This window comes from Curtobacterium sp. MCLR17_054 (assembly GCF_003234335.2).
Lineage (GTDB): Bacteria > Actinomycetota > Actinomycetes > Actinomycetales > Microbacteriaceae > Curtobacterium > Curtobacterium flaccumfaciens.
Map to the genome: position 1 here is coordinate 1598190 of NZ_CP126263.1, position 13042 is coordinate 1611231.

9 protein-coding genes and 1 pseudogene are annotated in these 13042 nt (G+C 71.8%); 7 read left to right on the plus strand and 3 right to left on the minus strand.

The annotated features are described in order from the left end of the window. Positions 1 to 15: 15 nt before the first annotated feature. The 4 genes and pseudogenes from leuS to holA all read left to right on the plus strand — a co-directional run bounded on the left by leuS (position 16) and on the right by holA (position 6912). Entirely contained in the window at positions 16 to 2577 is a 2562-nt protein-coding gene (gene leuS / locus DEJ08_RS07635) for a leucine--tRNA ligase (protein WP_111054954.1), read from the plus strand. Positions 2578 to 2684: 107 nt separating this feature from the next. Further along, on the plus strand, positions 2685 to 3476 hold the full coding sequence (locus DEJ08_RS07640; RefSeq protein ID WP_111054953.1) for a ComEA family DNA-binding protein: 792 nt from the start codon (positions 2685 to 2687) through the stop codon (positions 3474 to 3476). 621 nt (positions 3477 to 4097) lie between these two features. After that, positions 4098 to 5270: pseudogene (locus DEJ08_RS18960) on the plus strand (ComEC/Rec2 family competence protein); the annotation flags it as partial. Between the two features lie 622 nt (positions 5271 to 5892). Next, entirely contained in the window at positions 5893 to 6912 is a 1020-nt protein-coding gene (holA, locus tag DEJ08_RS07645; protein ID WP_027465301.1) for a DNA polymerase III subunit delta, read from the plus strand. A gap of 177 nt (positions 6913 to 7089) precedes the next feature. Here the strand turns inward: holA and rpsT are convergent, their stop codons facing one another. Next, positions 7090 to 7350, minus strand: coding sequence for a 30S ribosomal protein S20 (rpsT, locus tag DEJ08_RS07650; protein ID WP_017886662.1), 261 nt, complete (start codon positions 7348 to 7350; stop codon positions 7090 to 7092). Positions 7351 to 7572: 222 nt separating this feature from the next. Between rpsT and DEJ08_RS07655 the strand changes: the two genes are divergently transcribed. After that, positions 7573 to 8739: a pyridoxal phosphate-dependent aminotransferase gene (locus DEJ08_RS07655; RefSeq protein WP_111054982.1), complete on the plus strand. Its 1167-nt coding sequence runs from the start codon at positions 7573 to 7575 to the stop codon at positions 8737 to 8739. 302 nt (positions 8740 to 9041) lie between these two features. After that, a complete protein-coding gene (gene lepA / locus DEJ08_RS07660; RefSeq protein ID WP_017886664.1) occupies positions 9042 to 10889 on the plus strand; it encodes a translation elongation factor 4 in 1848 nt (615 codons plus the stop codon). Positions 10890 to 10980: 91 nt separating this feature from the next. Here the strand turns inward: lepA and DEJ08_RS07665 are convergent, their stop codons facing one another. Further along, positions 10981 to 11478, minus strand: coding sequence for a hypothetical protein (locus DEJ08_RS07665; RefSeq protein WP_284180521.1), 498 nt, complete (start codon positions 11476 to 11478; stop codon positions 10981 to 10983). Positions 11479 to 11609: 131 nt separating this feature from the next. On the opposite strand from DEJ08_RS07665, the gene DEJ08_RS07670 reads away from it, so the two are divergent. Then, on the plus strand, positions 11610 to 12257 hold the full coding sequence (locus tag DEJ08_RS07670; RefSeq protein WP_035808235.1) for a DUF1990 domain-containing protein: 648 nt from the start codon (positions 11610 to 11612) through the stop codon (positions 12255 to 12257). A gap of 76 nt (positions 12258 to 12333) precedes the next feature. Here DEJ08_RS07670 and DEJ08_RS07675 read toward each other — a convergent pair whose 3' ends face one another. Beyond that, positions 12334 to 13026: an HAD family hydrolase gene (locus DEJ08_RS07675; RefSeq protein WP_071405708.1), complete on the minus strand. Its 693-nt coding sequence runs from the start codon at positions 13024 to 13026 to the stop codon at positions 12334 to 12336. Positions 13027 to 13042 lie beyond the last annotated feature (16 nt).

Consider the following 13042-nt stretch of genomic DNA (forward strand, 5'->3'; position numbering starts at 1 on the left):
GTATCGTTGACGACCGTGACCACCGAGCAGCACGCCGAGGACCCGAACGCCTACGACTTCCGTCGTATCCAGGAGAAGTGGCAGCCCCGCTGGGAAGAGCTCGGGCTCTTCACCACCGACCTCGACGACACCCGTCCGCGCAAGTACATCCTCGAGATGTTCCCGTACCCGTCCGGCGACCTGCACATGGGGCACGCCGAGAACTGGGCGCTCGGGGACTTCGTCGCGCGCTACTGGCGTCAGCAGGGCTTCAACGTGCTGCACCCGATCGGTTGGGACTCCTTCGGGCTGCCCGCCGAGAACGCGGCGATCAAGCGCGGGGTGGACCCGAAGGACTGGACCTACGCGAACATCGAGCAGCAGAAGGCGTCCTTCAAGCGCTACGCGCCGTCGTTCGACTGGACCACCGAGATCCACACCTCGGACCCGGAGTACTACAAGTGGAACCAGTGGCTGTTCCTGAAGATGTACGAGAAGGGCCTGGCGTACCGCAAGGACAGCTGGGTCAACTGGGACCCGGTGGACCAAACCGTGCTCGCGAACGAGCAGGTCCTGCCCGACGGCACCTCGGACCGCTCCGGCGCCGTCGTCGTGAAGAAGAAGCTCACGCAGTGGTACTTCAAGATCACCGAGTACGCCGACCGGCTGCTCGACGACCTGAACCAGCTCGAGGGGCGGTGGCCGGCGAAGGTCATCGCGCAGCAGCGCAACTGGATCGGCCGCTCGGTCGGTGCCGACGTCGACTTCGTGATCGAGGGCCGCGACGAGCCCGTCACGGTCTTCACCACCCGCCCGGACACGATCCACGGGGCGACGTTCCTGATCGTCGCGCCGGACTCCGACCTGGCGGCTGAGCTCGTCGCCGACCCGTCGGTGCCGGCCTCGGTCCGTGACGACTTCGACGCCTACCTGACGGCGACGCAGAAGACGTCCGAGATCGACCGGCAGAACGCCGACCGCCCGAAGACCGGTGTGCCGCTCAGCCGTTCCGCGATCCACCCGCTGACGGGGGAGCGCCTGCCGATCTGGGCCGCCGACTACGTGCTCGCCGACTACGGGCACGGCGCCGTGATGGCCGTGCCCGCGCACGACCAGCGCGACCTCGACTTCGCGCGGGCGTTCGACCTGCCCGTCAAGGTGGTCGTCGACACGAACGCCGCCGTCACCGGCGCGATCCCGGTCATCCCCGAGGGCGCGACGCTCGACGACTTCGACGTGCCGACCCTCGACCCGGTCGCCACCGGCGAAGCGCTGACCGGTCAGGGCCGGATGATCAACTCCGGGCCGCTCGACGGCATGTCGAAGCAGCACGCCATCACCGCTGCCATCGCGCTGCTCGAAGAGCGCGGCACCGGCCGTGCCGCCAAGACCTACCGCCTGCGCGACTGGCTCATCTCGCGCCAGCGCTTCTGGGGCACCCCGATCCCGATCATCCACGGCGCCGACGGCACCGAGCACCCGGTGCCCGAGGACCAGCTGCCGATCGTGCTGCCCGACACCGAGGGGCTCGACCTCAAGCCGAAGGGCACGTCCCCGCTCGGTGGCGCGACCGACTGGGTGAACGTCCCGAACCCCGTCGACGGCACGCCCGCGCTCCGCGACACCGACACGATGGACACCTTCGTCGACTCGTCGTGGTACTTCCTGCGGTTCCTGTCGGCGAACGACGACACCCAGGCGTTCGATCCGGCAGCCGCGCGCCGCTGGGCTCCGGTCGACCAGTACATCGGCGGCATCGAGCACGCGATCCTGCACCTGCTCTACGCCCGCTTCGTGACGAAGGTGCTGTTCGACCTCGGGTACCTCGACTTCACCGAGCCGTTCTCGGCGCTGCTCAACCAGGGCATGGTGCTGTCCGGTGGCTCGAAGATGTCGAAGTCGAAGGGCGGCGTCTCGCTCGGCGACGAGCTCGACGCGAACGGCGTCGATGCGATCCGCCTGGTGATGGGCTTCGCCGGCCCACCGGAGGACGACATCAACTGGGAGGACGTCTCCCCGTCCGCCTCCGCACGGTTCCTGGCGCGGGCGTACCGCCTGGCGCTCGACGTCACGTCCGCACGCGACGTCGTGTGGGCCGACGGCGACCGGGCTCTCCGCCAGGTCACGCACCGGTTCCTCGCCGACGCCCCCGGGATGATGGAGTCGTTCAAGTTCAACGTCGTGATCGCGCGACTGATGGACCTGGTCAACGTCACCCGCAAGGCGATCGACAGCGGCCCCGGTGCCGGTGACCCCGCCGTGCGCGAGGCCGTCGAGACCATCGCGCTCGGGCTGAGCGTCTTCGCGCCGTACACCGGCGAGGAGATGTGGGAGCGGCTGGGCTACGAGGCCACCGTCGCCACGTACGGCTGGCGGAAGGCCGACCCGACGCTGCTCGTGCAGGAGACCCTGACGGCCGTCGTGCAGGTCAACGGCAAGGTGCGTGACTCGTTCGAGGTGTCGAAGTCGATCGAGGCGGACGAGCTCGAGCAGCTCGCACGGTCGTCGGCGAACGTGCAGCGGTACATCGGTGACCGCGAGATCGTGAAGGTGATCGTCCGGGCGCCGAAGCTCGTGAACATCGCCATCAAGGGGTAGCGACCGTCGCTGGCGTCGTCCCTCACAGCAGGGGCGTTCGCGGCACCCGTCCACGGGTGTGAACTACGGAGCCCGGCCGATCGGCCGGGCTCCGTAGCGTTCGGGGCATGTCGTCCCCGTCGTCTCCCGGACCCTGGTGGTCCCGTCTCGCGCTGTCACCGCGGGCCGCCGTGGTGCTGGCGGCGGTCGTGGTGGTGGTCGCCGTCGTCGTGGTGCTCGTCGGGGCGCTGGTGTCGGGTGGTGGCGAGGGTGCTGGAGGAACGGGCGGGGTCGTCGTGCGTGGGGCGCCGACGGCCGGTGCGGCGTCGGGCCCGTCGCCGTCGGCCCCTGCTGGTGCTGGTGCTGGTGCTGGTGCCGGCTTCGGGGCTTCGTCTGCTCCGGGTGTCGGCGCGGTCACGGGTGCGGGGCGCGTCGTGGTGCACGTGCTCGGGGCGGTGCGGCGGGGCGGTGTCGTCGAGCTGCCGGCATCGAGCCGGGTCGGTGACGCGCTCGAACGTGCTGGTGGGGCCACCGACGACGCCGACCTCGACCGCCTGAACCTGGCCCGGGTGCTGACGGACGGCGAGCGGTTGTACGTGCCCCGGGTCGGGCAACAGGAGGTGCCGGAGGCGCTCGGGCCGGTGGCGGACGGTGCTTCCGCCGGGCCGACTGCCGGGGCCGGGGCCGGGAGCGGCGGTGGCTCGGCGGGCACCGGGGGCGAGGAGTCCGCCGTCGTCGACCTGAACACCGCCGACCAGGCCGTGCTCGAGACCCTGCCCGGCATCGGACCGGGGCTGGCCGGGCGGATCATCGCCTGGCGTGACGAGCACGGCCGGTTCACCGCGGTCGAGGACCTGCTCGACGTCAGCGGCATCGGCGACGTGCGGTTCGCCGAGCTCCGCGATCGTGTGCGGGTCTGAGGGGCGACGGTGCAGCTCGCGCCGAGTGCGACCGACCTGCGGGTCGCGGTGCCGGTGGCTGTCGCCTGGATCGCGACCGCCCTGCTCGTCGGCGTGCCCGACGTGGCACCCGTGGTCGGTGGCGCTGTGGCGCTCCTGACCGGCGTCAGCGGGATCGTTCTCCGGTGGCGTCGGGGCACCGGCGTCGTACCGGCCGTCGCCGGGCTGCTGCTCGTCGCGGGGGCCCTGACGACGCTGCTCGCGGTGTCGGTCACCGTGGGAGAGTCCCGGCGGGCTCCGGAACCGCTCCGCACGCTCGTCGCCGGTCCGGGGGCGGGGCGCGTGGACGTCGAGGCGGTGTTGACCCGCGACCTCGTGCCGGGTGACCGCTCCGTCACCGCGTCGCTCGTGCGCGCCGACGAGCTCGACGGGCTCCGCGTGCCGATCCGGCTCGTCCCCGACCAGCACGGCGGTGCACCGGGAGCCGTGCTGGCAGCCGGTGCCCGGGTCACCGTGACCGCCGCCGTGCAGCCGGACGAACCCGGATCGGCGACCGCGTTCGTGGCGTTCGCGCGCGGGACGCCGTCGTCGGTGCCGCCCGACGGACTGCTCGGCGCCACCGACACCGCGCGACAGGCCTTCGTGCGGGCCACTGCCGACCTGCCGCAGCCCGGAGCGGCACTGCTGCGCGGACTCGCGATCGGGGACCGCTCCGGCCTCGACCCGACGACCGAGGCGGCGATGGAGACCTCGGCGCTGACGCACCTGACGGCGGTGTCCGGGGCGAACTGCGCGGTGGTGGTCGGCCTCGTCGTGGTCCTCGGCCGTGCCTGCGGGCTCCCGAGAGGCCCCCGAGCGGCGGCGGCCGTCGGCGTGCTCCTGGTGTTCGTCGTGCTCGTGCGGCCCGACCCCTCGATCGTCCGGGCGACGGTGATGGCGATCGTGGTGCTCGTCGTGCACCTGGCTGGTCGACCGGTGCGGGGCGTCCCGCTCATCGCCCTCGCCGCGGTCGGCATGCTCGTCGTCGACCCCTGGTTCGCCCGGTCGTTCGCGTTCGCCCTGTCCGTGCTCGCCACGAGCGGGATCGTGGTGCTCGGCCCGCCGCTCACCGAGCTCCTGGCGCGTCGTGTGTGGCCGCCGGTCGCCGCCGCTCTCGCGATCCCCGTCGCGGCGCAGGTGGCGTGCTGGCCGGTGACGATCCCGCTGTCGGCGGCGCTCCCGACCTACGCGGTGCCGGCGAACCTGCTGGCGGAGCCGTTCGCGCCGGTCGTCACTGTGGTCGGGCTCGCCGCGTGTGGTCTCGCTCCGGTGTGGCCGGTGGGCGCGCAGGGGCTCGCGGCCGTCGCGTGGGTCCCGGCCGCAGCCGTCGGGGGCATCGCGCACGGCGCGGCCGCCCTGCCGTACGCCTCGGCACCCTGGCCGGCCGGTGTGCTCGGTGTGGCCGCCGCCGTGCTGGTGTGCGGCTGCATCGCGGTCGCCGTGCTGGTCCGGGGGCAGCTCGGCTCCCGGCTGCTGCTCGCCGCGGGGGTCGTTGTCGTGGTCGGTGTCGCAGCGGTCACCGTCCCGGTGCTCGTCGTCCGGGGATCGGTGCCGGGGGACTGGTCGGTCGCCGCGTGTGACGTCGGGCAGGGGGACGCCGTGCTGCTCCGCGGTGACGACGCCGTCGCGCTCGTGGACACCGGCGACGACGAGGAACGGCTCCGGGCGTGCCTGGACCTGCTCGGGGTCACCCGGATCGACCTGCTCGTCCTGACGCACTTCGACCGCGACCACGTCGGTGCGGTGGACGCTGTGGCCGGCACCGTCGAGACCGCCCTGGTCGGACCCGTGGGCCGTGCGTCGGACGAGCGGGTGGTCGACGACCTCCGGCGTGCCGGTGTCGACGTGCGGACGGCCGACGACCGTGTCTCCGGAACCCTCGGGCCGCTCGCCTGGCGTGTGGTGTGGCCGCTGGTCGGCGACCGTGCCGCCGGCAACGACGCGAGCGTCGTGCTGGCCACGGGGCCGGCCGACGGAGACTCCTGTCCGGCGTGCCTGACCGGGGTCTTCCTCGGCGACCTGGGGGAGTCGTCGCAGCGTCGGCTCCGGAACGCCGGGGAGCTGCCGGTGGGGCCGATCGACGTCGTGAAGGTGGCGCACCACGGCTCGGCGGACCAGGACCCGCAGCTCTACCGGGAGCTCACCGCGCGGGTCGGTCTCGTCGGGGTCGGCGCGGACAACAGCTACGGACACCCGACGGCATCGGCCCTCGGCATGCTCGAGGCCGCGGGCACGCTGCCGCTCCGCACCGACGAGCTCGGCACCGTGGTGCTCGCCCGGTCCGGCAGCGACGAGGTGCGTGTGTGGACGGAGCGCTCGTCGTCGGCGGCCGCCCGTAGGATCGACGGTGCACCACTCGACCCGGCACCGTCCGGGCCTGCACCACCGGAAGGACCACATGGCCGCCAAGAAGCCCGCGCGCGCCGCAGCGAAGATCGACCAGGTGCCCTGGTCGGGGATCCGTCCGGCGCCCGTCGTGCTCATCACCGGACCCGAAGCGTTCCTCGCCGACCGCGCCCGCGGTGTGCTGAAGGACCTGCTGCAGGGCGAGGACCCCGCGCTCGAGGTGCACGACCTCGAAGCCGACCAGTACGCCCCCGGGCTCCTCGCCACCCTCGCCAGCCCGTCGCTGTTCGGCGAGCCGCGACTGGTGCAGGTCACGAACGTCGAGAAGTGCACCGACGCCTTCATCACCGAGACGATCTCGTACCTGCAGGCCCCGGCCGACGACGTCACCCTGGTGCTCCGGCACGGGGGTGGTGTGCGCGGCAAGAAGCTCCTCGACACGATCCGCAGCGGTGTCGGCGGCGGGGTCGAGGTGCTGTGCGACGAACTGAAGCGCGAGACCGACCGCATCGACTTCGTGAACGCCGAGTTCCGCGCCGCACGCCGCCGGATCGCGCCCTCCGCCGTCCGGACCCTGGTGACCGCGTTCGCCGACGACCTCGCCGAACTCGCCGCCGCGTGCCGACAGCTCCTGGCGGACGAGGCCGAGGAGATCACCGACAAGGTCGTCGACAAGTACTACGGCGGTCGCGTCGAGACGAATGCGTTCAAGGTCGCCGACATCGCCCTCGCGGGTCGGTCGGCACCGGCGATCGTCGAGCTGCGGCACGCCCTGGCCACCGGCGAGGCACCCGTGCCGATCGTCGCCGCGTTCGCGAGCAAGATCCGCACGATGGCGAAGGTCAGCGCGTTCCGGGGCCCGAGCGGGCAGGCGGCCTCGGCGCTCGGTATGGCGCCGTGGCAGGTGCAGCGCGCGCAGCGTGACGTCGCCGGCTGGAGCGAGTCCGGGCTGGCCAATGCCATCATCAGCATCGCCGAGGCCGACACCGCGGTGAAGGGTGGCTCGCGCGACGCGCACTACGCGCTCGAGGTCATGGTCCGCACCATCGCCCGACGCGGCGAACCCCGCTGAGGCGAGTCGGGCCTCCCGGCTGTCCCGCGCCGGTCGGCCGGCACTTCGTGAGCAGAAACGGTCGAGTGCGCCCTCGCGACCCGACCGTTCCTGCTCACGAAGCGAACCCAAAGCCCCACGCACGACGAAGGCCCCGCACCAACGGTGCGGGGCCTTCGGACCAGAAGGGTCAGGACGTCAGAGCGACGAGACCTTCTTCGCGATGGCCGACTTGCGGTTCGCGGCCTGGTTCTTGTGGATGACACCCTTGCTCACGGCCTTGTCGAGCTTCTTCGACGCGAGGGCCAGGGCGGCAACGGCCTTGTCCTTGTCGCCGGCGGCGACGGCGTCGTTGGCACGACGGATGTGCGTCTTGAGCTCCGACTTGTAGGCCTTGTTGCGCTCGGTGGCCTTGAGGTTGGTCTTGATGCGCTTGATCTGCGACTTGATGTTCGCCATGAATTGCTCCTGCTCGTCTCGTACGGGTGGGCGCGACCGCAGGGTAGAGGGGCCCTTGGTCGCATCGCGTTCCACCCGTGGGCGGGGAACGCGGAAGCCAGCCACCAACACTACCAGGCAAGCGGGCTGCCACCAAAGCACGAAACACCGCCGGATCGGCGGAAGCCCGCGGCCGACCGCGCCGAAACCCCACGGCAACACGCACCGGATACCGTGACGGACATGCCCTCCCTCGCACCGCGCATCGACACCGTGCCCGCCTCCGGCATCCGGAGGGTCTTCGAGCAGGCAGCCCTGCTGCAGTCGAGCGGCACGGACGTCACGATGCTCGTGATCGGCGAGCCGGACGTCCCGGTGGCGCCGCACATCGGTGAGGCCGCCCGTCGCGCCTGGACCGAGGACCGCACCGGGTACACCCCGAACGGCGGGATCGCGCCCCTCCGCGAGGCCGTCCGCGACAAGCTCCGCCGTGAGAACCGGATCGAGGCCGACCTCGAGCAGATCTGGATGACGATCGGTGCGACGCAGGCGTTGTTCCAGGCGATGACGCTGACCCTGAGCCCGGGCGACGAGGTGCTCGTGCCCGACCCCGGCTACACGACCTTCACGATGAACGCCCACATCATCGGGGCGACCCCGGTGCCGTACCGGCTGGAGCCGCAGCACGGGTTCGAGCCCGACCTGCAGGCCCTCGAGGCGAGCGTCACCGAACGCACCCGGGTGCTGATCGTCAACTCGCCGTCGAACCCGCTCGGCTCGGTCTTCGGCGAGGAGACCCTGCGCGCGCTGCTGGCCTTCGCGAAGCGGCACGACCTCTGGGTCATCAGCGACGAGGTCTACGAGTACTTCACCTACGGCACCCGGCACGTCAGCCTGGCGGCGCTCGACGAGGACGACCGCGTGTTCTCGGCGTTCTCGCTCAGCAAGACGTACGCGATGACCGGCGTCCGCGTCGGCTACCTCGTCACGCCGAAGGGGCTCGGCGCGACGATGCGGACCACGCAGGAGGCCATGATCAGCTGCGTCGCCGAACCCGACCAGTACGCGGCCCTCGCGGCGATCGTGGGGGACCACTCCGCGGTGCGCGACGCCCGGGAGCACTACCGCGCGAACCTCGAGGTCGCGAAGGAGACGCTCGACGCCGACGGCATCCGGTACCTCGACCCGCGCGGGGCGTTCTACCTGTGGATCGACATGTCGCACGCCTCCGACGGGGACATCGCCGAGTGGGCGCTCGGGTTCCTGCAGCGTGAGCGGGTCGCCGTCGCGCCGGGCAGCGCCTTCGGACGCACCGGCGAGGGCTGGATCCGCGTCTGCCTCGCAGCGACCGCGGACGACCTCCGGCGTGGCCTCGGCGCGCTGCCGGCTCCGGCGCACGCGACCGTCTGACGGGCGGTCCACACGGCCAGGAGGCCCGGTGCCGGTCGGCAGGACGGCGCACGGTGCGCGGTCCTCCACCTGGTGCGAGGCTGCTCGCCCCGTGCCGCGCAGCATCCGGTCACCGGGCGGTCGACTGCGCACGGACCCGCCGACGTCGCACCGTGCGAGGTCCAGCACGCCAGCGCGAGGGCGCACCAAACGCGCTCCGAACGCGCTCCGAACGCGCACCGTGCGTGGCGGACGCGCGCCGTGCCTCCAGGTCGGGTGAAGCGTGGGAGACTGTTGCGACCGTCCGACCCACCTGAGGAACCGTGAGCCCACAAGCATCCGCACCGCTGGAGCCCGCAGCGACCCCGGCCGACGCGATCCGCAACTTCTGCATCATCGCGCACATCGACCACGGCAAGTCGACGCTGGCCGACCGCATGCTGTCGATCACCGGCATCGTCGAGGACCGCGCGATGCGTGCGCAGTACCTCGACCGCATGGACATCGAGCGCGAGCGCGGCATCACGATCAAGTCGCAGGCCGTGCGCATGCCGTGGGAACTCGACGGTGAGACCTTCGCGCTGAACATGATCGACACCCCCGGGCACGTCGACTTCTCGTACGAGGTCTCGCGCTCCCTGGCCGCCTGCGAGGGCGCGATCCTGCTCGTCGACGCCGCCCAGGGCATCGAGGCGCAGACGCTCGCGAACCTGTACCTGGCGCTCGAGAACGACCTCGAGATCATCCCGGTCCTCAACAAGATCGACCTGCCGGCGGCCGAACCGGACAAGTACGCCGCCGAGCTCGCACAGCTCATCGGTGGCAAGCCCGAGGACGTCCTCCGGGTGTCCGGCAAGACGGGCGTCGGGGTGCCCGAGCTCCTCGACCTGGTCGTCCGTCGTGTTCCGGCCCCGGTCGGCGACGCCGAAGCGGCGCCCCGCGCGATGATCTTCGACTCGGTCTACGACAGCTACCGCGGCGTCGTCACCTACGTCCGCATGATCGACGGCACCATCTCGCCCCGCGAGAAGGTCCAGATGATGTCGACCAAGTCGACGCACGAGATCCTGGAGATCGGGGTCTCGAGCCCGGAGCCGAAGCCCACGAAGGGGCTGTCCGTCGGCGAGGTGGGCTACCTGATCACCGGTGTGAAGGACGTCCGCCAGTCCAAGGTCGGCGACACCGTCACGAGCGCGCAGAAGCCCGCGACCCAGGCGCTGCCCGGCTACACGGACCCGAAGCCGATGGTGTTCTCGGGCCTGTACCCGATCGACGGCAGCGACTACCCGGTGCTCCGCGAGGCGCTCGACAAGCTCAAGCTCTCCGACGCCGCACTGGTCTACGAGCCGGAGACCTCGGTCGCGCTCGGCTTCGGGTTCCGCTGCGGGTTCCTCGGACTGCTGCACCTCGAGATCATCACCGAGCGGCTGTCCCGCGAGTTCGGGCTCGACCTCATCACCACGGCCCCGAGCGTCATCTACGAGGTCACGACCGAGGACAACGCCGTGACCGAGGTCACGAACCCCTCGGAGTTCCCGACCGGGCGCATCGTCGAGGTCCGCGAGCCGATGGTCCGCGCCGCGATCCTGGCCCCGAAGGACTACGTCGGCGCGATCATGGAGCTCTGCCAGCAGCGCCGCGGCTCCCTGCTCGGCATGGAGTACCTCGGCGAGGACCGCGTCGAGATCCGCTACGAGATGCCCCTCGGCGAGATCGTCTTCGACTTCTTCGACCAGCTGAAGAGCAAGACCCAGGGCTACGCGTCGCTCGACTACGAGCCCACCGGCGACCAGGCCGCCGACCTCGTCAAGGTCGACATCCTGCTGCAGGGCGACCAGGTCGACGCCTTCAGCGCGATCGTGCACCGCGACAAGGCGTACGCCTACGGCACGCTCATGACGGAGCGGCTGCGCAAGCTCATCCCGCGCCAGCAGTTCGAGGTGCCGATCCAGGCTGCCATCGGCGCCCGCATCATCGCCCGCGAGAGCATCCGCGCGATGCGCAAGGACGTCCTGGCGAAGTGCTACGGCGGTGACATCACCCGCAAGCGCAAGCTCCTCGAGAAGCAGAAGGAGGGCAAGAAGCGCATGAAGACCATCGGTCGGGTCGAGGTCCCGCAGGAGGCCTTCATCGCGGCGCTCTCCGGCGACGTCGAAGAGAAGAAGAAGTAGCGCCGGGCGCGCAGCGCGTTTCGCGCTGAGCGACAGCTCACGCACCGTGACCGCCGTGATCTGTCGGTGAGCGCGAAAGCCCGGTGCGCGGTCAGCCGGTCCGGCGGGCGCGGGCCCGCAGGGCGGCCAGGCAGAGGGCCGGGAGGCTCGCTGCGGCCAGTCCCGCCAGTGCGGTCCGCAGGATGGCCCAGTGAGCAGCCGCGTCGAAGTCGGTCTGCTCGCCGGAGGCCACCCCGGCGACCACGGCGCCGACGACCATCGCGAGGGTCACGGCCGCGAGGGCCAGCGCCAGCCGGCGGCCGCGATCACGCCGCACCGCCGACACCAGCGCAGCACCGAACAGCAGCACCCCGGCGCCGGCGCAGCTCGCCCCGACGGCGGCGATGACGTTCGCGGTGTCGAAGCCGTTCCACGACTCGGGGGCGATCGCGGCGGTGGCGTACCGGGCGGGCGACGCTGCGGCAGAGGTCGTCACGTCCACCAGCACCCGGGCGGTCGCCGCCACGCCGAACGCGACGAGCGTGAGCGCGGCGAGGACGGCGGTCCGGCGGTCGACGGACCGCGGGCGGGCGGGGGTGGGGCGGGGCACCTGCTGACGATAGCCGCGGGGCGGGCGGTTGTCGGGCCTCCAGTTCGGGGTGCACGGCGGGTGGGCCGATCCGACGGAGGTGAGCGTGGATCGGTTCGATCCGGGGCGGCCCGCCCAAGTACCATGGAGGCATGAGCATCCGCGGGAGCTACCGGACCGCCCTGACGTACGGCGCGGTGGGGGCGACCCAGGCGTCGGACCTCATGACCTACCCGCCGGACGGCTTCACGCCGGCCGAGTCGCGCGCGCGGATCGGACACGGCGACCAGCGGTTCGAGACCGCCGTCGTGCAGGCGCTGACGTGGCAGATCCAGGAGCGCAGCGGTGTCCGCGTGCGCGTCGAGGAGCAGCCCGACGACGACGAGGTCCGGTACAACCCGGTCACCTTCGACGACGACGGTGTGCCGATCGCGCCGGCGTCCATCGGGACGCCCCGGGTCGAGAAGTTCGCCCCCGACGGCACCCCGCTGCTGACGGCGGGCACCAGCGCGACGCTGACGATCCACGCGTTCGGGCAGACCGTGCTGGCACCGGTGCGCGTCGTGTCGATCATCGACGAGCACGACCGCAAGGGGTTCGCCTACGGCACGCTCGAGGGGCACCCGCTCTCCGGCGAGGAGTCGTTCGTCGTCGAGCGCACCCCGGACGGCTCGGTGTGGCTGCAGGTCCGGCAGTTCTCGCAGCCGGCGAGCCGGAAGTGGCGCTTCGTGGCGCCGTTCGTGCGGCGGCAGCAGAAGGTCATGGCGGAGAAGTACCTGGCGGCGCTGCGGGGCGACTAGGCGTCGCGGTCGCTCGGTCGCGGTCGCGGTCGCTCGCGGTCTCGCGACCCCGCCCGCTCCCGCCCGAGCCCGCTCCTCAGCGGAGCGGTGGGAGCGCGGCGATCGCGTCCTCGATGAGGGCGGCGTCCTGCTGGCAGTCGCGTGCGACGGTCACGGCGTTCGTGTGCCGCAGCGCATCGACGTCGTAGACACCCGTCGCCACGGCCAGGAAGGGGATGCCCGCGGCGTCCGCGGCCTCGCCGTCGCGCGGGGTGTCGCCGACGATGACCGCCCGGGTGCCGACCAGTTCCGCGGCGGCGCGCAGGGTGACCCCGGCCCGCTCGACCTCGGTGTCGCCGAAGTACGAGTGCTCCCAGTCGAAGACGTCGGGGTCGAACCCGGCGCCGGTGAGCTTCACCCGGGCGCGGTACTCGGAGTTGCCGGTGAGCAGGCCGTTGCGCCACCCGAGCTCGGCGAAACGGGTCAGGAGCGCCTTCGCCCCGGGGACCGGGCTGCGGTGGTCGCCGGAGGCGTGCCGTTCGGCGGTCAGGTCGTGCAGGTGCCGGCTGACCGAGGGGATCAGGGTGTCCTCGAACGCGTGGGCGCGCACGTGCTCGGCGATGAGCCCGGCGTCGGTCCGACCGTGCTGGTGTCCGACCCTCAGGGTGAGGTCGCGGCCAACCGCCCGCTCGAGGGCGAGGTGGTAGAGGTTGCCCGGGGACGACGCGTTCATCACGAGGGTGCCGTCGATGTCCCACAGGACCGTGGTGGGGACGGGATGGTGCTCCATGGCTCCCATCATGACG

Bases quoted from the DNA above. Each gene is read 5' to 3' on its own strand.
- DEJ08_RS07640 (WP_111054953.1), top strand. From the start codon at position 2,685: ATGTCGTCCCCGTCGTCTCCCGGACCCTGGTGGTCCCGTCTCGCGCTG.
- rpsT (WP_017886662.1), bottom strand. From the start codon at position 7,350: ATGGCGAACATCAAGTCGCAGATCAAGCGCATCAAGACCAACCTCAAG.
- DEJ08_RS07655 (WP_111054982.1), top strand. From the start codon at position 7,573: ATGCCCTCCCTCGCACCGCGCATCGACACCGTGCCCGCCTCCGGCATC.
- holA (WP_027465301.1), top strand. From the start codon at position 5,893: ATGGCCGCCAAGAAGCCCGCGCGCGCCGCAGCGAAGATCGACCAGGTG.
- DEJ08_RS07670 (WP_035808235.1), top strand. From the start codon at position 11,610: ATGAGCATCCGCGGGAGCTACCGGACCGCCCTGACGTACGGCGCGGTG.
- DEJ08_RS07675 (WP_071405708.1), bottom strand. From the start codon at position 13,026: ATGGAGCACCATCCCGTCCCCACCACGGTCCTGTGGGACATCGACGGC.